Origin of the sequence: Pseudonocardia sp. ICBG162, from assembly GCF_020496225.1 — a bacterium.
Classification (GTDB): domain Bacteria; phylum Actinomycetota; class Actinomycetes; order Mycobacteriales; family Pseudonocardiaceae; genus Pseudonocardia; species Pseudonocardia alni.
In genome coordinates this window covers 642601-661543 of sequence record NZ_JAHLJD010000013.1, presented here as the reverse complement: position 1 = coordinate 661543, position 18943 = coordinate 642601, and the positions used below count along the sequence as shown (strand labels likewise).

Genomic DNA, 18943 nt, shown 5'->3' with positions numbered 1-18943 from the left:
GCGACGGTAGGGTCCCCTCCGGTGTGCCGGGAAGTCTGGTCGGCGAGCGATGCCTCCTGCCCGCCCGACCTCCCCGGAGCCCCGTGAACACCTCCCGTACCGCCCGCCGCGTCGGCGACGTGCTGCGCACCGAGACCGTCGGGGGCGTCCTGCTCGTCGTGGCGGCCGCGGTCGCGCTGCTGTTCGCCAACTCGCCCTGGCGCGACGCCTACACCGCGCTGTCCGAGCTGACCGTCGGGCCCGCCGCGCTGCACCTGGACCTCTCGCTCGCGACCTGGGCCGCCGACGGCCTGCTGGCGGTGTTCTTCTTCGTCGTCGGGCTGGAGCTCAAGCGCGAGTTCCTGGCCGGTGACCTGCGCGACCCGCGCACGGCGCTGCTCCCGGTCGCGGCGGCCGTCGGCGGCATGGCGGTGCCCGCGCTGATCTACGTCGCGATCAACCTCGCGAACCCCGGGGCCCTGGTCGGCTGGGCGATCCCGACCGCCACCGACATCGCGTTCGCGCTCGCGGTGCTCGCCGTCATCGGGACGCACCTGCCCACCGCGCTGCGGACCTTCCTGCTCACCCTCGCCGTCGTCGACGACCTGCTGGCCATCACGATCATCGCCGTGTTCTACACCGAGCAGCTGTCGGTGCCCGCGCTGCTCGGTGCGCTCGTCCCGCTCGCGCTGTTCACCCTGGCCGTGCAGCGCGGGGTCCGGTCCTGGTGGGCGCTGGCGCCGCTCGCCGCGGCCGCCTGGGTGCTGGTCCACTCCTCCGGGGTGCACGCCACCGTCGCCGGGGTCCTGCTCGGGTTCGCGGTGCCGGTCCTGGGGCGGCACCGGGTGCACGGGGTGTCGCTGTCGGAGCACTTCGAGCACCGGTGGCGCCCGTGGTCGGCCGGGTTCGCGGTGCCGGTGTTCGCGTTCTTCGCCGCCGGGGTGACCGTCGTCGGCGGTGACGGCGGGGGGATCGGCGCCGCCCTGCTCGACACCGTCACCCTCGGCGTCGTCGCCGGACTGGTGGTCGGCAAGACCGTCGGGGTCCTCGGTGCGACCTGGCTGGTGCAGCGGTGCACCCGGGCCCGGCTGTCCGACGACCTGTCCTGGTGGGACCTGCTCGGCCTCGCACAGCTGGCCGGCATCGGGTTCACCGTGTCGTTGCTGGTCGGCGAGCTCGCCTTCGGGACCGGGACCCCGCAGGACGACCACGTCAAGATCGGCGTGCTGTGCGGCTCACTGCTCGCGGCGCTGCTCGCGACGGTGGTCCTGCGCGCCCGCAACGCCCACCACCGCCGCCGGGCGGGCTGAGCCGGGTCAGCGGTGGTCGGCGCGGGCGGCGGCGTGCCGCACTGCGGCCGGCGACAGGCCACGACGACCGCGGTCCCAGTCACCGGTGTCCGGGCGCACGCACGGCAGGGCGTGCACGAAGCTGCGGGCCGGTCCGCCGTCGGCCGCGGTCCCGCCGTGGGTCCTCAGCCGCAGCGGCTCGCGGGTGGGGTCGATCGGGTTGAGGCAGCGCTCGCACAGCGCGTCCCGGATCACGCGGCCCACCGCCCGGCCGGGACGACGGTGCCCGCGGGGACACACGCCGCGACGTGCACGACGGCCTCGCGCCAGGTCACCTCGCCGGCCGCGTCGGCCGACTCGATGTGGGACAACCGGTAGACGCGTTCGGTCGCGGCGTCGACGGGGGCGAAGCAGCGCTCGCAGAGCTGGATCATCGGGCTCGACCTCGCGGCTCTCTCTCGGGATCGGACGGCCAGGATCTACCCACCGGCCATCATCCGGACACCGGAACGTGACCGGCGCCGCTGTGTGGCCCGCCCCACCTGACCTGCGACGTCGTCATCGGTGAGCGGGCGGGCGGTGTCGCGGCGGGGAACGGTGGGGGCCCCGTCCTAGACTCGGCGGTTCCCCGTACCCGACCGCTCCGGGAGTTCCTCCGTGCGCTTCGTGCACGCCGCCGACCTGCACCTCGACAGCCCGCTGCGCGGCCTGTCGCGGCTCGGCGACTCCGAGCTCGCCGCGACGCTGCGCGCGGCGACCCGGCGGGCCTGCGAGAACCTCGTCGACGCGGTCGTCGACTCCCGGGCCGAGGCGCTGGTGCTGCCCGGCGACGTCTACGACGGCGACTGGAAGGACTACGCGACCGGCGCGTTCTTCGTCCGGCAGCTGTCGCGGCTGCACGACGAGGGCCTCCCGGTGTTCCTCATCAGCGGCAACCACGACGCCGAGTCCGAGATCACCCGGTCGCTGCGGCTCCCGCCCAACACCCACCGGCTCTCGGTGGACGCCCCCGAGACCGTCGTCGACGACGACCTCGGCCTCGCCGTGCACGGCCAGGGCTTCGCCCGCCGCGCGGTGCTGGAGAACCTCGTCCCCGCCTACCCCGACCGCATCCCCGGCCTGGTCAACGTCGGGATGCTGCACACCTCGGTGCAGGGCGACGACCGGCACGACACCTACGCCCCCTGCCGCCCCGAGGACCTGTCCGGCTGCGGCTACGAGTACTTCGCCCTCGGCCACGTGCACGAGCAGCGCGCCGTCTGCGAGGGCCCGCACCCGGCCTGGTTCTCCGGGAACCTGCAGGGCCGCCACCCGCAGGAGCGCGGCGCGAAGGGCGCCCTGCTCGTCGACGCCGCCCCCGAGCGGTGGGCGACGGTCACCCCGCTGGTCCTCGACGTCGCCCGCTGGGAGCTCGTCGAGGTCGACATCGCCGGGCTCGGCGGCGCCGACGAGGTCTACGAGGCCGTCGAGTCCGCGCTGCGCGAGCGGTGCGCCGCCGCCGCGCCGCGCACCGTCGTCGCCCAGGTGACGCTGCACGGTGCCGGGCCGGCCGCCGCGGACCTCACCTCCGCCGAGGGGGTCCGCACCGAGCTGGAGCTGCTCGCCGAGCGCTGCGGCGCGGTGCTGGAGAAGGTCCGCAACCGCACCCGCCCGCCCGCCGGGGCGCTCGCCGTCGACCCGGAGCTGACCGCCGCGGTGTCCGCCGCCGCGGCCGGCCTGGCCGCCGAGCCGGACCGGATCCGCGAGCTCGCCGCCCCGCTGGAACGCGAGGTCGGCCGCCGGCTGCGCGAGGCGGGCCTGCTGGACCTGCGCGACGACGAGCGCCTCGCCGCGCTGGCCCGCCAGGCCGAGCAGCAGCTGCTGGCCCGGATGGCCGGGTCGTGAGCACGACCGCGCGGCTGCGCACCCTGGTCCTGGAGCGCTACGGCGCCTACGAGGGTCGCGAGCTGACCCTCGGCGACGGTCTGACGATCGTGTCCGGGCCCAACGAGGCCGGCAAGACCACCCTGCTCGACGCCCTGTCCGACCTGCTGTGGGGGATGCCCCGCCCGGTGCGCCACGCCTACGCCGTCGGCCCGTCGCGGCTGGCCGTGTCGGCCCGGGTCGCCGGTCCCTCCGGCGAGACCGTGCTGCGCCGCACCACCCGCGGCCTGCACGACGACACCGGCGCCGTCGCCGACGCGCCCTGGGGCGAGTCCGGTGCCGACGCCCGGCGCCGCTGGCGGGAGGGCTTCGGGCTCGGCCACGAGGAGCTGCGCGAGGGCGGCCGGGCACTGTGCGCGGGGGAGGGGGACCTCGCCGAGCTGGTCTTCACCGCCCGCAGCGGCCGCGACGCCCGCGCCCTGATCGCCGCGCTGGACACCGAGGCCGACGCCCTGTTCAAGGACCACCGGGGCAACCGGTCGGTCGAGGTGCGCGCGGCGTTCGCCCGGTTCACCGAGACCGAGAAGGCCGTGGGGGAGCGGGTGTCGCGGGCCGGTGAGGTCACCGCGCTGGCCGAGGAGATCGCCCGGCTGGAGCGCCGCGCCGCGGAGCTGACCCGCACCCGTCGCGGGGCGGCGGGGGCGGCGGACCGGGCCCGGCAGGCCGTCCGCGGCCAGGACCCGGCCCGGGAGCTGGCCGCGCTGCGCGCCGAGCGCGCCGCCCTGTGCGCGACCGGCGCCGCCCTCGACGCGGCCTCGCTGGAGGAGTACACCCACGCCACCGCCGCGCTGGCCGACGCCGAGACCGCCCGCGACGAGCACCGCGCCACCGCCGACGCGCTGCGGGCCCGCCGCGCCGAGCTCGACCTCGACGAGGACCTGCTCGCCGACGCCACCCGGGTCCGCGAGCTGGAGTCCGCCGCCCAGGCCCGCCGCGCCGACGCCGAGCGGGCGGCCCGGCTGCGCGCCGACGCCGCCGAGGCCCACCGCCGTGCCGAGACCGCGCTGGCCGGGCTGGTCGCCGAGGACGGGCGCAGCCCCGCCGACCGGCTCGCCGCCGTCCACCTGCCGGCCGACCGGGCCCGCGACCTCGACGAGCACGCCCGCCGCCTCACCGAGGCGCTCGCCGAGCAGACCCGCGCGGAGCGGCTGCACACCGATGCGCTCGCCGAGGTCCGCGAGGTGGCCGACGTCCCGGGTGGTCTCGACGCCGACCGGGTCGGCCGGGTCGCCGAGGTCCGCCGCGCGATCGAGGCCGAGGGCTCCGCCGCCGCGCTGTGCCGCTCCGCCGTCGCCGACCGTGACGGCGCCCGCACCCGGCGCGCCGAGGCGCTCGCCGCGGCCGGGTACCGCGGCACTCCCGACGGCACCCCCGACGGCCCCCCCGGCACCCGGGGCGTGCTGGCCCCGCCGCGCCGCGAGGTCCGGGAGCTGCGGGCCGCACTGCGCACCGCCGAGCAGGACCAGCGCGGCGCCGAGCGGGCCGCCGCGGACGCCGCGGACCGCGCGCACCGCGCCCGGGCCGCCCGCGACGGGGTGGCCGCCGACGGCCGCCCGGTCGGCGCGGACGCGCTCGCCGCGGCCCGCGCCGCCCGCGACACCGCGCTGGAGCAGCTGCTCGCCGCGGGCCCGGACGGCGCCGCCGCGGCCGCGGGCAGGCTGTCCGCCGCGCTCGCCGGGGCCGACCGGGTCGCCGACGACATGATCGCCTCCGCGGACCGGGTCGCCGAGCTGGCCCACCGCGACGCCGAGCTCGACACCGCCGACGCCGAGGCCGCCCGCACCGCGGCCGCCTCCGCCGCGGCCGGGGAGCGCACCGCCGCCGCCGGCGCGGCCTGGGCGACGCTGTGGCGGGCGCACGGCGTCGCCGTCCCCGACCCGGACGACGCCGACGCCGTCGTCGCCGCGCTGGCCGAGGCCGCCCGCGCCGAGGACGACGCCGCCCGCGCCGACGAGCGCCTGGCCCGGCTGCGCGACCAGGCCGAGGTGCAGGAACGGGCGCTGGGCTCCGCGCTCGCCGCGGCCGGGCGCCCGCGCGACGGCGCCCCGCTGGACGTGCTGCTCGTCGCGGCCGCCGACCTCGCCACCGAGGCCGAGCACGCCCGGGACCGGCGGGTGCTGCTGGCCCGGCTGCGCAGCGAGGCCGAACGCGCCGGGGGAGCGGCCGACGCCGCACGCCACGAACGGGAGCTGGCCACCCAGCGCTGGCGGTTCGCGCTGCGCGGCGCCGGGCTGCCCACCGACCTGGAGCCCGCGGGCTGGGACACCCGCCGCGACACCGTCGCCGACGCCCGCACCGCGGGGGCGCTCGCCCGCCAGGACGACGAGGAGGCCCGCCGCCTGGAGCGCTCCGTCGCCGCCCACGGCCGGGCCGTCGTCGCGCTGGTGGAGCGGCACCTCGAGCCCGCACCGACCGGCACCGCGGCCGCGGACCGGCTCGGCGAGCTCGCCGACCGCGTCCGCGAGGTCACCAAGGCCGCGGTGTCGGCAGGCCACCTCGACGACGGCATCGCCGCCGCCGAGGACGACGTCACCCGGGCCGCCCGCAGCGCGGCCGCGGCCACCGCGGTGCTGGACCGGCTCGCCGTCGAGCTGGCGCTGACCGAGGCCCCGGAGCCGGGCGGGCTGGAGGCCGCGGCACAGCGCGGCGCGCACGTCGCCGGGCTCGACGTCCGCATCGCCGAGCAGGAGCGGCTGCTGGCCGCCGCCGCCCCCGACCTCGACGCCGCCGAGCTGGTCGCCGCCGCCCCGGACACCGAGCCCGGCGCGCTGACCGAGGCGCTCGACCGGGCCGAGACCCACGAGCGCGACCTCGGCGCCGAGCAGGACGAGGTGCGCGAGCAGCTGGGCGGGCTGCGGGCCCGGCGCCGCGAGCTGGAGGAGGCCGAGGGGGCCGCCGAGCTGCACGCCCGCGCCCAGTCCGAGCTGGCCGGCGTCGCCGACGCCGCGGAGCGCTACCTGGTGCTGCACCTGCAGCGCGAGATCCTGCGCCGCGAGCTGGAGGCCTACGAGCGCAGCCACGCCTCCCCGCTGCTGGTCCGTGCCGGGGTGGTGCTCGAACGCCTCACCGGCGGCCGGTTCGTCGCGCTGCGGCCCCCGGCCGAGGCGGGCGGCGCCGGACGCAGCCTGGTCGCGGTACGCGCCGACGGCGAGGAGCTCGCCCCGACCCGGCTCTCGGAGGGCACCGCCGACCAGGTGCACCTCGCGCTGCGCCTGGCCGGGATCGAGCAGCTGCAGGCCGACCGGGTCGCCGCCGGGCTGCCGACGGTGCCGGTCGTGTTCGACGACGTCCTCATGACCTTCGACGACGAGCGCGGCGCCGCCGCCGTCGCCGTGCTGGGGGAGCTGGCCGCCACCGCGCAGGTGCTGCTGTTCACCCACCACGAGCACGTCGTCGGCCTCGCCCGCGACGCGGGCGTCGGGTTCACCGTCGCCGAGCTGGGGCCGCCCGCCCCGGTCGAGGTCGTCGGCGACGCCGACACCGCCCGCGCCACCCCGCTGGCCGGCTGAGCGGGGCGATCACGGAGACTGCCGACGTGGACGCGTGCGGTGAACGGTTCGTGATCGTCAGCGGCGACTCCCGGGCCGAGGTCGACGAGGTCGGGGCGGCGCTGGCCGGGTTCTCCCAGGGCGGCCGGGTCCGGGTCGAGCCGCACCCGCCCACGGCCCGCCCGCCGAAGGGCTCCGGCGCGGTGCTCGCGCCCTGGCCGAACCGGGTCCGCGGCGGCGCCTGGACCCACCGCGGGACCCGCAGGCAGCTCGCGCTGACCGAGCCGGACGCCGGCAACGCCATCCACGGCCTGCTGCGGCACGTGACCTGGACCCCGGTGGAGCGGGCGGGGGACCGGATCACGCTGACCGCCGTCGCGCCGGTGCAGCCCGGCTGGCCGCAGCCGGTGCGGGTCACGGTGACCTACGCCGTCGGCCGCGACGGGCTCACCGTCACCACCGAGGTGGAGAACCTCGGGGACGCGCCCGTCCCGTTCGGCCTCGGCTTCCACCCGTACCTGCGGGTCGGTGACGTGCCGACCGACGAGCTGGAGCTGACCCTGTCCGCGCGGACCGAGCTGCCGCTGCGCGACCAGCTCCCGGACGGCCCGGCGCGGCCGCTGGACGGCGCGGTCTCCCGGACCCGGCTCGCCGGGCTGGTCCTGGACAGCGCGTTCGGCGGCTGCACCCCCGGCGACGGCCCGGACGGCGGCGCCGACGGCCGGGTCCGGCACCGCGTCGGGTCCCGGGACGGCGGCGGCACCGAGCTGTGGGCCGACGCGGCGTTCGGCTGGGTGCAGGTCTTCACCCCGTCGGACTTCCCGCGCCAGGGCCCGGACGGGGTCGTGACGCCGTCGCGGGCGATCGCGGTCGAGCCGATGACCTGCCCGCCGGACGCGCTGAACTCGGGCACCGACCTGATCGAGCTCGTCCCCGGCGAGTCCCAGGTGCTGCGCTGGGGCGTCCACGCCACCGGGTGATCCGGATCATCCCCGGAGCGGAATACCGGAGAGGTCGTTGAACGCTCTACCGATCGTGACTGTCCAGACCGCTTCCCCGGTGCTCCTGCCCCGTCTCGACGAGGCCGGTCGCGCCGCCCTGTTCACCGAGGCCCGCACCGCCAACACCTTCACCGACGAGCCCGTCACCGACGAGACGCTCCGCGCGGTGTGGGACCTGGCCCAGTGGCCGCCGACCGCGGCCAACACCCAGCCGCTGCGCGTGACCTTCGTCCGCAGCGACGAGGGGAAGCAGCGCCTGCTGCCGCTGCTCGCCGAGGGCAACCGGGCCAAGTCCGAGGCCGCCCCGGTCATCGCGATCCTGGCCGCGGACCTCGACTTCCACGAGCACTCGGACACCACGTTCCCGGTCAAGCCCGGCTTCCGCGAGGGCCTGGAGTCCCAGGGCCGTGCGGGCCGCGAGCCGATGGCGCGGTTCAACGCCTCGCTGCAGATCGGCTACGTCCTGCTCGCCGCCCGCGCGCACGGCCTCGCCACCGGCCCGATGGCCGGCTTCGACGCCGACGCCGTGACCGAGGAGTTCTTCCCCGGCGGCCGGCACCGTGCGCTGCTCGTGGTCAACCTGGGCCACCCCGGTCCGGGCGCCTGGCACCCGCGGCTGCCCCGCCTCGAGGCCGGGCAGGTCCTCGACTTCGCCTGAGCGGGCCCACCCCCGCGGCCGTCACCGCACGGCCGTCATCGAGGGGGTGTGCTGCAGCAGGGTGCGCGTGTAGTCGTGCCGCGGCGCGGTGAGGACCTCCTCCACCGTGCCCTGCTCGACGATCCGGCCCTGCTGCAGCACCGCGATCCGGTCCGCGACCTCCCGGGCCAGGGCGATGTTGTGCGTCACGAACAGCATCGCCGTGCCCAGCTCGCGGCGCACCGTCGCCAGCAGCTCGACGATCGAGGCCTGCACCGACACGTCCAGCGCCGAGGTGACCTCGTCGCACACCAGGACGTCCGGGGCGGTGACCAGGGCGCGGGCGATCGCCGCGCGCTGACGCTCACCACCGGACAGCCCGCCCGGGTAGCGGTGGGCGAAGGACTCGTCGAGCCGCACCTGGCGCAGCATGTCCAGCACCCGGTCCCGGCGGGCGTCGGCGTCGAGGTCGGTGAGGTGGCGCAGCGGCACCTCCAGCGAGCTCGCGACGGTGCGCCGCGGGTTCAGCGACGCGAACGGGCTCTGGAACACGTACTGCACGCTGCGCAGCTGGGCGTAGCTGCGCGGGGTGGCCAGCGCCTCGCCGTGCAGGCTCAGCTCCCCGGCGTCGAGGGTCAGCAGCCCGGACAGGCCACGGGCCAGGGTGGTCTTCCCCGACCCGGACTCGCCGAGCAGCATCAGGCACTCCCCGGCGGCCAGCTCCAGGTCGACGCCGTCGAGCACGGGGCGGTCGCCGTAGCGCTTCCCGGCGCCGCGCACCCGCAGCACCGGCTCCCCGGCCGTCGTCGGCTCCCGACCACTGGCCCGGTGCAGGTCCGGCACCGCCGCGATCAGCGCCCGGGTGTAGGGGTGCTCCGGCGCGGTCAGCACGTCGCGCACCGGCCCGGTCTCGACGACCTCACCGGCCTGCATGACCGCGACCCGGTCGGCCAGCCCGGCGACGACGGCGAGGTCGTGGGTGATGTAGAGCGCGGCGGTCCCCGAGCGGGTCACCAGCTCGCGCACGGTGTCGAGCACCAGGTCCTGGGTGGTGACGTCCAGCCCCGTCGTCGGCTCGTCGAGCACGACGACGTCGGGCCGGTGCACGAACGCCGCCGCGATCCCGACCCGCTGCTGCTGGCCGCCGGAGAGCTGGTGCGGGTAGCGGCCGAGGAAGGCGTCGTCGCCGGGCAGCCCGACGTCGGTCAGCACCTCCCGCACCCGGGCGGTCACGTCCCCCTCCCAGCCGTGCGCGGTGAGGACCTCCGCGACCTGCGGCCCGATGCGCAGCACCGGGTTCAGCGACAGCGCCGGGTCCTGCGGCACGTAGGACACCAGCCGCCCCCGGACCCCGCGCAGGGTCGCCGGGGGCAGGCTCAGCAGGTCGTCGTGGGACTCGGTGTGCCCGGCGAAGCGCATCGTCCCGCCGGTGTGGGCCAGCCCGGCCCGAAAGTGGCCGAGCGCGGCCAGCGCCGCGGTCGTCTTGCCCGAGCCGGACTCGCCGACCAGGGCCAGGATCTCGCCCGGTGCGACGGCCCAGTCCACACCGTGCAGGACCTCCCGGCCGTGGGTCGTCGCGACCCGCAGCCCCGTGCACTCGATCGTCGGTGTCGCCGTCGGCGTCATGCCCCGCCCCCCGTCGTGTCCGCGGACTCCTTCGCCAGCGCGTCGGTGATCATGTTCGTGCCGACGGTGAGCACCGCGATCGCGAGCACCGGCAGCAGCACCCCCCACGGGGTGACGATCAGCGCGATCCGGTTCTCGTTGATCTGCAGCCCCCAGTCCGCGGCCGGCGGTTGCACCCCCAGCCCCAGGAACGACAGCGACGCCACGTAGCCGATGGAGTAGGTCAGCCGCAGGCCGAGCTCAACCATCAGCGGGCCGGTGATGGTGGGCAGGACCTCGGTGGCGAGGATCCGCCGCCGGGGCATCCCGTACATCCGGGCGGCCAGCACGTAGTCCTGCCCGGCGACCGACAGCGTCGCCTGCCGGGCGACGCGCGCGACCCGCGGGATGTGGGTGATGCCGATGACCAGCACCAGCAGCCAGCCCGACGAGCCGAGCACCGCGACCGCGAGCAGGGCCAGGACCAGCTGCGGGAACGACAGCAGTACGTCGCCGCCGCGCATGATCAGCGTGTCCAGCCTGCTGCCGGTGGTGCCGGAGTAGCCGGCGAGCATGCCCAGCGCGGCGCCGCCGACGATGCCGATCGCGGTCGCGGCCAGCGCGTAGAGCAGCACCGGACCGCCGCCGGCGAGGAAGCGGGTGAACACGTCGCGGCCCAGGTCGTCGGTGCCGGCGACGCCCTCGGCGCGGAACGGCCGCCCGGCGAAGTCGTCGACGCCGTAGCCGGTCAGCAGCGGGCCGAGGACCGGTCCGAGCAGCGCGACCGCCACCACGACCACGGTCAGGACGGCACCGATCCGCGCCTGGCGGCGGCGGAAGGTCCGGCGCAGCAGGCCGGAGGGGACGGTCGGGGCGCTCATGCGGAACCTCCGGTCGAGGAGTGCCGGATCCGCGGGTCGGCCAGGATCCCGGCGACGTCCGCGGCGAGGTTCACCACGACGTAGAACGCCGCGATGATCAGCGTGATCGCCTGCACGACCTGCACGTCCCGGTTGGCGACGGCGTCGATCAGCGCCTGGCCGATCCCGGGGTAGCGGAACAGGAACTCCACGACGACGACACCCCCGGCGAGCCAGGCCAGCTGCAGCGCGATCACCTGGGCGACCGGGCCGATCGTGTGCGGTACGGCGTGCCGGAACAGCACGGTGCGCTCGGGCAGCCCCTTGAGCCGGGCCATCTCGACGTAGCCGGCGTCGAGGGTCTCCGACAGCGTCGCGCGGGTCATCCGCACCACGTAGGGGATCACCACCAGCGCCAGCGTCACGACCGGCAGCACCAGCTGCTCGGGCCGCGCCCACACCGGCTCGCCGGGCCGGGCGATCGTCACCGACGGGAGGATCTGCAGCACCGAGGTCGCGAACAGCACGACCAGCAGCACACCGATGACGAACTCGGGCAGCGCCGCCAGCACCAGCGAGGCACCCGACAGCGCGGAGTCGGTTCGGGTGCCGCGGCGGACCGCGGCCCGTGCGCCCAGCGCGAGCGCGATCGGGGTGGAGACGACCGCGGTCAGCACCAGCAGCAGCGCCGAGGCGCCGATCCGGCCGCCGAGCAGCTCCGACACGGGTCCGCCGGTGGCGGCGGAGAAGCCGAGGTCGCCGGTCAGGACACCGCCCAGCCAGGTCAGGTAGCGCTCGGGCGCGGGCCGGTCGAGGCCCAGCTGCGCGGTCAGCGCCGCCACCCGCTCCGGGGTGGCCTGCTGGCCGAGGATGGCCCGGGCGGGGTCGCCGGGCAGCAGCAGCGTCGCGGCGAAGATCAGCACCGACACGACGAGCAGGATCAGCACCGACAGCGCGAGGCGCCGCAGGATCATGCGGACGAGCGGGCTCATGCGTCCACCCACGCCTTCCGGAACTCGTAGCCGGACAGGGACAGCCCGGTGCGGTTCGGGACGAGCCCGCCGACGTAGGCCTGGTGGGCGTCCACCCGGTCCGGGAAGCCCCAGATCAGGTAGCCGCCGCGGTCGAACTCGATCCGCTGCGCCGCGCGCACCAGCTGGGCGCGGCGCCCCGGGTCCAGCTCGGACCGGGCCCGGCGGACCACGCCCTGGTACTGCGCGTCGGTCCAGTGCGTCTCGTTGAACGGCGCGTCGGGCATCGACGACTGCGAGGCCTGCGGCAGGTAGTTGCGGGTGTTCCAGAAGCTCTGCGCGAACTCCCACTGCAGGTACTGGTCGGAGAAGAACGTCGAGGTGTCGACCCGGCGCAGCCCGATGTCGATCCCGGCGCCGCGGGCCTGGGTCGCGAGCACCTGCGCGGCCTCGCCGTGCCGGCCTGGATCGGGGAGGTCACCAGCTCCACCGCCAGGTTCGGCTTCCCGGCCGCGGCGAGCAGGTCGCGGGCCCGCGCGAGGTCCTGCTCGCGGGACGGGTCGAGGTAGTCCGGGTCGAAGCGGGCGTAGAGGTCGACGCCGGCGGCGCCCTGCCCGGACAGCACCTGGTTGACCAGCTCGCCGCGGCCGGTGACCAGGCGCAGCGCCTGGCGGACCCGGACGTCGTCGAACGGGGCGACGTCGACGCGCATCGTGAACGGCAGCCACGACCCGGTCTCCGAGGTCAGCAGCCGGATCGAGTCGTAGGAGCCGACCACCTCGGTCAGCGACAGCGGGACCTGGTCGATCGCGTCGACCTGCCCGGACAGCAGGGCGTTGATCCGGGCGTCGTCCTCGGAGAAGTTGATCAGTTCGAGGCGGTCGACCCAGGGCTGGTCCGGGCGCCAGTAGCCGTCGTGGCGGACGAACGCGCTCTGCTGGCCCGGGGTGAATGACTCGAACCGGAACGCACCGGTGCCGACCGGGCGCTCCAGGGAGAAGTCGGCCGGGACGATCCCGCACGAGTACTCGGCCAGGTACTGGTCGAACACCGGGGACGGCTCGGACAGCACGAACCGCACCGACCGGTCGGAGGCGACGACGACGTCGTCGAGGATCCCGAACTGCGACGCCCCGGACTTCGGGTCGGCCGGGTCGGTGATCCGCGCGAAGGTGGCGACGACGTCGTCCGGGGTGACCGGGCGGCCGTCGTGGAAGGTGATGCCGGCGCGGATCACCGCGGTCCAGGCCCGCGCCCCGGGCTCCGGCGTCACCGACTCGGCGACGGCCGGCTGCAGGGTGTAGGCGTCGTCCCAGTGCAGCAGCGGCTCGTAGAGGCTGAGCGTGCGGGCGATGTCGGGGTTCGTGGCGGGACTGTGCGGGTCCAGGGTGTCCGACGATCCGCCGCCGGTCACCCCCACCCGCAGGACGCCGCCGCGGCGCGGGGGGCCGGCGTCGCGGGCCGCGGCGGGGCCGCCGCAGCCGGCGAGCACGGCCGCCGCGGCGAGTCCCGCCGCGCCGCCCAGCAGTCGCCGCCGGGACAGCGGCGTCAGGGTCGGGCTGGTCATCGAGCTGTCTCCTCGGGGAGGGCCCCGCACCTGCGGGGCCGCGGTCGCGGGTCAGGTCGGGGGCCGGGGCACCTCCTGCACCGCGCGCCCGGCGTGCTCGGGGGCGGGGTCGCCGGTGACCAGCGCGTCGAGGTCGGCGGCGACGCCGTCCGGGAACGGCGTGGCGCCGCCCGGGCCGACGTGCAGGCACATCAGCTCCTCGGTGGCGCAGAGCCGGCCCGCGCTGCGCAGCTCGTGCCACAGCCGCAGCCGCTTCGCGTCGCGGCCGAGGACCCGGGTGGTGACCTCCAGGGGTGCGTCCGGGCCGATCTCGCGCAGGTACCGGACGTGCGCCTCGACCGTGTACAGCGAGCAGCCGGTCGCGTCCCGGTAGCCGGCGTCCATCCCGGTGCGCTCCATCAGCGCCGTCGTGGCGTCACCGAACACGAGCACGTAGTACGGCTCGGACAGGTGGCCGTTGTAGTCGATCCACTCGGGACGGACGACGTCGTGGTGCACCGGCGGCCCGCTCACCGGGTGCTCTCCCGGGGTGCGGCCCCCCGGGCCGCGGCGACGGCCCGGCGGACCGCGATCACGGCCCGGTCGCGCTCGGCCACCAGCTCCGCCATCGGCCGCCCACCGGCGGAGACCTCGGCGCCGGCGACCATGTCGTCGCGCAGCTGCGGGGTCAGCTCCGGGGCCTCCAGACGCGTCCACGGCGCCTTCAGCGACGGTCCGAAGTGGTCCAGCATGTGCGCCATCCCGCCCTGGCCACCGGCCAGGTGGAAGGTCAGGCAGGGACCGTGCACCGGCCAGCGCAGCCCCGGGCCGTCGGTGATCGAGCGGTCGATCTCCTCCGGGGTGGCCTCGCCCGCGGCGACCATGTGCAGCGCCTCGCGCCAGATCGCCTCCTGCAGCCGGTTCGCGATGAAGCCGGGCAGCTCCCGCTCCATCTCGATCACCGACTTGCCGATGTGCCGGTAGAAGTCCGCGGCCCGCGACGCCGCCCAGGCCTCGGTCCTCTCGCCGCCGACGACCTCGACCAGCGGGATCAGGTACGGCGGGTTGAACGGGTGCCCGACGACGAGCCGGCCCGGCTCGGCCGCGGTGGTCGCCATGTCGGTCATCGGGAACCCCGAGGTCGACGACGCCACCACCACGTCCGGACCGGCCGCCACCGCGGCGTCGGCCAGCTCGGCCAGCAGGGCGCGCTTGAGCTCCAGGTCCTCCGGGGCGCTCTCCTGCACGAAGTCGGCGCCCGCGACGGCCTCGGCCGCGGTCGGGTGCACCGTCAGCGCGTCCCGGTCGGCGCCGGAGGCCAGGCCCAGCTCGGTGAGCGCGGGCCAGGCGGCGTCGACCACCCGGCGCAGCTTCTCCCCGGCGTCCGGGGCGGGGTCCCAGGCCCGGACCCGCAGCCCGCGGGCCAGGAAGTACGCCGCCCAGCCGGCGCCGATCACCCCGGCGCCGATGCAGGCGACGGTCCGGATCTCCGTGACGGGACGCGGCTCAGGCACCGGTGCGCTCCTTCAGGCCGAGGATCTCCCGGGCACGGTCCGGCGTCGCGATGGTCGCGCCGAGGTTCTGCACGATCTCCACCGCCCGCTCGGTCAGCTGCTCGTTGGTCGCCTTCACCCCGCGCGAGAGGTAGAGGTTGTCCTCCAGCCCGACGCGGGCGTGCCCGCCGGCCAGCACCGACTGCGCCACCCAGCGCAGCTGGTCGCGCCCGATCGCGAACGAGGCGAAGTTGGCCCCCTCGGGGAGCAGGTTCACCTCCGCCGCCAGCACGCCCGGGTCGGCCGGGGCGCCGTAGGGGATGCCCATGCACAGCTGGAACAGCGCCGGGGCGTCGATCAGCCCCTCCTCGACCAGCACGGTGGCGAACCACAGCTGGCCGGTGTCGAAGATCTCCAGCTCCGGCTTCACGCCGAGCTCCTGGACCCGCCTGGCGCCGGTGCGCAGCATGTCCGGTGTGGAGATGTAGAGCTGGTTGCCCTCGCCGAAGTTGAGCGAGCCGCAGTCCAGCGTGCAGATGTCGGGCAGCAGCTCCTCGACGTGCGGGAGCCGCTCCAGGGCGTTGACCAGGTCGGTGCCGTCGATCGGCTTCAGCGGGTCCTCGGCGTCGATCACCAGGTCACCGCCCATGCCCGCGGTCAGGTTCAGCACGACGTCGACGCCCGAGTTCCGGATCAGGGTGACGGTCTCGCGGTAGAGCTCCACCGCCCGCGACGGGCTGCCGGTCTCCGGGTCGCGCACGTGGATGTGCACCACGGCGGCGCCGGCCCGGGCCGCGGCGATCGCGTCCGCGGCGATCTGGCCCGGGGTGACGGGCACGTGCGGGCTGCGGCCCACCGTGTCCCCGGCCCCGGTCACCGCGCAGGTGATGATGACGTCACGGTTCATCCGTTCTCCGTTCGCTCCGTGCGTGCCGGCGCCGCGAGCACGGCCCGGTCGATGAAGTCGTGCAGCAGGGCGCGCATCCGGTCGGTACCGGCACGCGGGGTCATGGCGAGCACCTGGATGCCGAGCCCGTCCACCAGCGCGGTGAGCTGGTCGGCCAGCGCCTCGGTGCGGCCGGACACGAAGACCCCGGCCTCCGCCCCGTCGGCGATCGTCATCGCGATGCTGCGGTACCAGCGGTCGTAGGCGTCCCAGTACAGCTCGCGCCGGGCCGGGTCGATCGCCGACTCCGCCCACACCTGGATCCAGATCGACCATTCGCGGCGCAGCAGCGCGCCGTCGGGGAGCTGCAGGTCGATCAGCCGCAGCAGCCGCTCGTGCGGGTCGGCGATCGTGTCGAGCTCGGCGACCTGGCGGTCGAAGGCGAGGCGCACGTTGTGCCGCAGCGCGGAGTCGAGCAGCTCCGAGCGGGTGGGGAAGTGGTAGTGGATCGCCGCCGGGCTGGTGCCCGCCGCCCGCGCGACGTCGGCGGTGCGGACCCGGTGGTAGCCGTGGTCGGCGATCAGCTCCCAGGCCGCGTCGAGGATCCGGCCGCGGGTGCCGTGGGTGCCGCCGGGCTCGCGGCCGGGGTCGGGCTCGGCGGCCGCGGCGGCGGCCCCGGTGGGGACCGCGGTCCGGGCGCGGGCGCCGTCGCGGCCGTGCAGCAGCCGGGCCACGGTCTCGCCGGTGACGTCGGCGATGCGGACGAGCTCGTCGGCGGCGAAGCGGCGGCGCCCGGCGAGCGACTTGGACAGCTTGGTCTCCTCCAGCCCGACCGCGGCGGCGAACCGGCGCTGGGTCCAGCCGTCGCGCTCCAGCAGGGCGCGCACCCGCCCGGCCACCGCGTCCTCGGCGGTCCGGGGGGCACGGGGGTCGGTCACCGGGCGACCGTAGGCCGGTACTTGCGATTAGCGCAAGCATCGGATCGGGATCGTCGCAGCGCACGAGGGTGCGACCCGGGCACGTCCGGTGCGTCGGCCAGTTCGCGGCTGCCGCTCGCGGAAGCGCTTGCGTCGGACAGTGTGAGCGGTAGGGTCGGCCTCTCACCCGACGGCGCCGTGGGGCGCCGGGGACGTGGCGAGGGGGACCATGCGTTCGCTGGACGAGACCGGGATCTGGACCGACGGGATCGAGGGCGTGGAGGTCCCCGGCTACGACCGGGCCGCCGTGGGCCGCGGGATCGTCCACATCGGCGTCGGCGGTTTCCACCGCGCGCACCTCGCGATGTACGTCGACGCGCTGCTCGCCTCCGGCGGGGCGCCGGAGTGGGGGATCTGCGGGGTCGGGGTGCTCGCCGCCGACGACCGGATGCGCGACGTGCTCGCCGCCCAGGACGGGCTGTACACGCTCGTGCTGAAGGAGGCCGACGGGACGCTGACGCCCCGGGTCGTCGGGTCGCTCGTCGACTACCTCTACGCCCCCGACGACCCCGAGGCCGTCATCGAGCGGATCGCCCACCCCGACACCCGGATCGTCTCGCTGACGATCACCGAGGGCGGCTACGCGATCGACCAGAAGACCGGCGAGTTCGACCCGGACTTCCCCGGCGTCCGCGCCGACCTCGACGCGATGGCCGCCGGCTCCGCCCCGACCGGGGCGTTCGGGCTGGTCGTCGAGGCGCTGGCGCGCCGCCGGGAGCGCGGCACCGGCCCGCTCACGGTCATGAGCTGCGACAACATGCAGGGCAACGGCGACGTCGCCCGCCGGGTGTTCACCGGCGTCGCCCAGCTCCGTGACGCCGACCTGGGCGCCTGGGTCGCGGAGTCGGTCACCTTCCCCAACTCGATGGTCGACCGGATCACCCCGGCCACCGCCGACACCGACCGCGAGGCCCTCGCCGAGCGCTTCGGGCTGCGGGACGGCTGGCCGGTCGTGTGCGAGCCGTTCACCCAGTGGGTGCTCGAGGACCACTTCGCCGCGGGCCGCCCGGAGTTCGAGCGGGTCGGGGTGCAGGTCGTCGACGACGTCGTCCCCTACGAGTTCATGAAGCTGCGCCTGCTCAACGCCACCCACCAGGCGCTGGGCTACCTCGGCTACCTCGCCGGGCACCGCTACGTGCACGAGGTCGCCCAGGACCCGACGTTCGCGGCGTTCCTGCGCGGCTACATGGACGACGAGGCCACCCCGACGCTGCGCCCGGTGCCCGGCATCGACCTCGACGCCTACAAGGACACCCTGCTGGAACGCTTCGCGAACCCGGGCGTCGCCGACACCCTGATGCGGATCAACTACGGCAGCTCCGACCGGATCTCGATCTTCCTGCTGCCGGTGGTGCGCGAGCAGCTCGCCGCGGGCGGGCCGGTCGAGCGGGCCGCGGCCGTCGTCGCCGGATGGTGCCGCTACGCCGAGGGCACCGACGAGCAGGGGCGGGAGATCACCCAGCAGGACCGTCTCGCGGAGGAGATGACCGCGCTCGCGCGGGCCGAGCGGGACACCCCGGGGTCGTTCCTGTCCCACCGCGGGGTGTTCGGCGACCTCGGCTCCGACGAGCGGTTCGCCGGTGCGTTCCGCTCGGCGCTGGAGTCGCTGTGGTCCCGCGGCGCCGCGGCGACCGTCGCCGACCTCGCATGACCGGCGTGGGGAACCGATGAGTTCCCCACGCGTCTGCGGTCGTAGCCGATGACCCCTCGCCTCGACCCCGGGAGACCACAGTGGGCACGATCGACGTGCACGAGTTCATCAGCCTCGACGGGGTCGTGTCCGACCCGTCCTGGACGGCGGAGTACGGCTTCACCGACGCGATGGGGGAGGCGATCGGCCGGCTGACCGACGCGGCGATCCTGCTCGGCCGCAACACCTACGAGATGTTCCACCCGGCCTGGTCGGCCCGCGGGCACGACGTCGAGTCCGGTGGCGCGTTCTTCAACGGCGCGCCCAAGCACGTCGTCACCTCCACCCTGGCCGACCCGCTGGAGTGGGAGAACTCCCGGGTGCTCGGCCCGTACGACCCGGCGCGGATCCGGCAGCTCAAGGACGCGACCGACGGCGGCATCTACGTCTCCGGCAGCGTCACCCTGGTCCGTGCGCTGCTCGCCGACGGGCTGGTCGACACGCTCAACCTGTTCGTCTACCCGGTGTCGCTCGGGGCCGGGCTGCGGCTGTTCGCCGAGGGCGCGCGGGTGCCGTTGCGGCTGCGCGAGTCCGAGGCCTACGAGAACGGTGTGGTCCGGCTGACCTACGGTCCGCCGCTCGCCTGAGTCCGGGCGCG

The 18943-nt window shown here is 76.0% G+C and carries 18 protein-coding genes; 7 read left to right on the top strand and 11 right to left on the bottom strand.

Annotation, left to right across the window (positions count from 1 at the left end; all coding sequences use genetic code 11):
- Positions 1–56: 56 nt before the first annotated feature.
- Positions 57–1289, top strand: a complete 1233-nt coding sequence (gene nhaA, locus KPL60_RS06415; RefSeq protein ID WP_374228658.1) for a Na+/H+ antiporter NhaA — start codon at positions 57–59, stop codon at positions 1287–1289.
- A 6-nt stretch (positions 1290–1295) separates the two neighbouring features.
- On the opposite strand, the gene KPL60_RS06410 is transcribed toward nhaA, so the two are convergent.
- Positions 1296–1523 carry a hypothetical protein gene (locus KPL60_RS06410; protein WP_226357031.1) on the bottom strand — a complete coding sequence of 76 codons (228 nt, stop codon included), beginning with the start codon at positions 1521–1523 and terminating at the stop codon, positions 1296–1298.
- A complete protein-coding gene (locus tag KPL60_RS06405) occupies positions 1520–1702 on the bottom strand; it encodes a hypothetical protein (protein ID WP_226357032.1) in 183 nt (60 codons plus the stop codon). The genes KPL60_RS06410 and KPL60_RS06405 overlap by 4 nt, the downstream gene beginning before the upstream one ends.
- Before the next feature lie 223 nt (positions 1703–1925).
- On the opposite strand from KPL60_RS06405, the gene KPL60_RS06400 reads away from it, so the two are divergent.
- The 4 genes from KPL60_RS06400 to KPL60_RS06385 all read left to right on the top strand — a co-directional run bounded on the left by KPL60_RS06400 (position 1926) and on the right by KPL60_RS06385 (position 8338).
- Entirely contained in the window at positions 1926–3152 is a 1227-nt protein-coding gene (locus KPL60_RS06400; RefSeq protein ID WP_226365218.1) for a DNA repair exonuclease, read from the top strand.
- A complete protein-coding gene (locus tag KPL60_RS06395) occupies positions 3149–6700 on the top strand; it encodes an AAA family ATPase (protein WP_226365217.1) in 3552 nt (1183 codons plus the stop codon). The genes KPL60_RS06400 and KPL60_RS06395 overlap by 4 nt, the downstream gene beginning before the upstream one ends.
- A 26-nt stretch (positions 6701–6726) precedes the next feature.
- On the top strand, positions 6727–7659 hold the full coding sequence (locus KPL60_RS06390) for an aldose 1-epimerase family protein (protein WP_226357035.1): 933 nt from the start codon (positions 6727–6729) through the stop codon (positions 7657–7659).
- A 79-nt stretch (positions 7660–7738) separates the two neighbouring features.
- A complete protein-coding gene (locus tag KPL60_RS06385; RefSeq protein WP_226365216.1) occupies positions 7739–8338 on the top strand; it encodes a malonic semialdehyde reductase in 600 nt (199 codons plus the stop codon).
- 21 nt (positions 8339–8359) lie between these two features.
- On the opposite strand, the gene KPL60_RS06380 is transcribed toward KPL60_RS06385, so the two are convergent.
- Genes KPL60_RS06380 through KPL60_RS06340 form a run of 9 tightly spaced genes read right to left on the bottom strand, consistent with a single transcriptional unit; the run spans position 8360 to position 16616 of the window.
- Positions 8360–9943: an ABC transporter ATP-binding protein gene (locus KPL60_RS06380; RefSeq protein ID WP_226365215.1), complete on the bottom strand. Its 1584-nt coding sequence runs from the start codon at positions 9941–9943 to the stop codon at positions 8360–8362.
- Positions 9940–10803, bottom strand: coding sequence for an ABC transporter permease (locus KPL60_RS06375; RefSeq protein WP_226365214.1), 864 nt, complete (start codon positions 10801–10803; stop codon positions 9940–9942). The genes KPL60_RS06380 and KPL60_RS06375 overlap by 4 nt, the downstream gene beginning before the upstream one ends.
- Positions 10800–11774, bottom strand: coding sequence for an ABC transporter permease (locus KPL60_RS06370; protein ID WP_226357039.1), 975 nt, complete (start codon positions 11772–11774; stop codon positions 10800–10802). The genes KPL60_RS06375 and KPL60_RS06370 overlap by 4 nt, the downstream gene beginning before the upstream one ends.
- Entirely contained in the window at positions 11771–11935 is a 165-nt protein-coding gene (locus KPL60_RS06365; RefSeq protein WP_226365213.1) for a hypothetical protein, read from the bottom strand. Before KPL60_RS06365 ends, KPL60_RS06370 begins: the two co-directional genes overlap by 4 nt.
- On the bottom strand, positions 11890–13320 hold the full coding sequence (locus tag KPL60_RS06360; protein ID WP_226365212.1) for an ABC transporter substrate-binding protein: 1431 nt from the start codon (positions 13318–13320) through the stop codon (positions 11890–11892). Before KPL60_RS06360 ends, KPL60_RS06365 begins: the two co-directional genes overlap by 46 nt.
- Positions 13321–13371: 51 nt before the next feature.
- Complete coding sequence (locus KPL60_RS06355; RefSeq protein WP_226365211.1) at positions 13372–13833, bottom strand: thioesterase family protein; 462 nt, start codon at positions 13831–13833, stop codon at positions 13372–13374.
- A complete protein-coding gene (locus KPL60_RS06350) occupies positions 13830–14813 on the bottom strand; it encodes a 3-hydroxyacyl-CoA dehydrogenase NAD-binding domain-containing protein (protein ID WP_226365210.1) in 984 nt (327 codons plus the stop codon). Before KPL60_RS06350 ends, KPL60_RS06355 begins: the two co-directional genes overlap by 4 nt.
- A complete protein-coding gene (locus tag KPL60_RS06345) occupies positions 14806–15699 on the bottom strand; it encodes a 3-keto-5-aminohexanoate cleavage protein (protein WP_226365209.1) in 894 nt (297 codons plus the stop codon). Before KPL60_RS06345 ends, KPL60_RS06350 begins: the two co-directional genes overlap by 8 nt.
- On the bottom strand, positions 15696–16616 hold the full coding sequence (locus KPL60_RS06340) for a TetR/AcrR family transcriptional regulator (RefSeq protein ID WP_226357044.1): 921 nt from the start codon (positions 16614–16616) through the stop codon (positions 15696–15698). The genes KPL60_RS06345 and KPL60_RS06340 overlap by 4 nt, the downstream gene beginning before the upstream one ends.
- Positions 16617–16824: 208 nt before the next feature.
- Between KPL60_RS06340 and KPL60_RS06335 the strand changes: the two genes are divergently transcribed.
- Positions 16825–18306 (top strand): mannitol dehydrogenase family protein, encoded by a 1482-nt coding sequence (locus KPL60_RS06335; RefSeq protein WP_226357045.1) that lies wholly within the window; start codon positions 16825–16827, stop codon positions 18304–18306.
- Positions 18307–18386: 80 nt separating this feature from the next.
- On the top strand, positions 18387–18932 hold the full coding sequence (locus KPL60_RS06330) for a dihydrofolate reductase family protein (protein ID WP_226357046.1): 546 nt from the start codon (positions 18387–18389) through the stop codon (positions 18930–18932).
- Positions 18933–18943 lie beyond the last annotated feature (11 nt).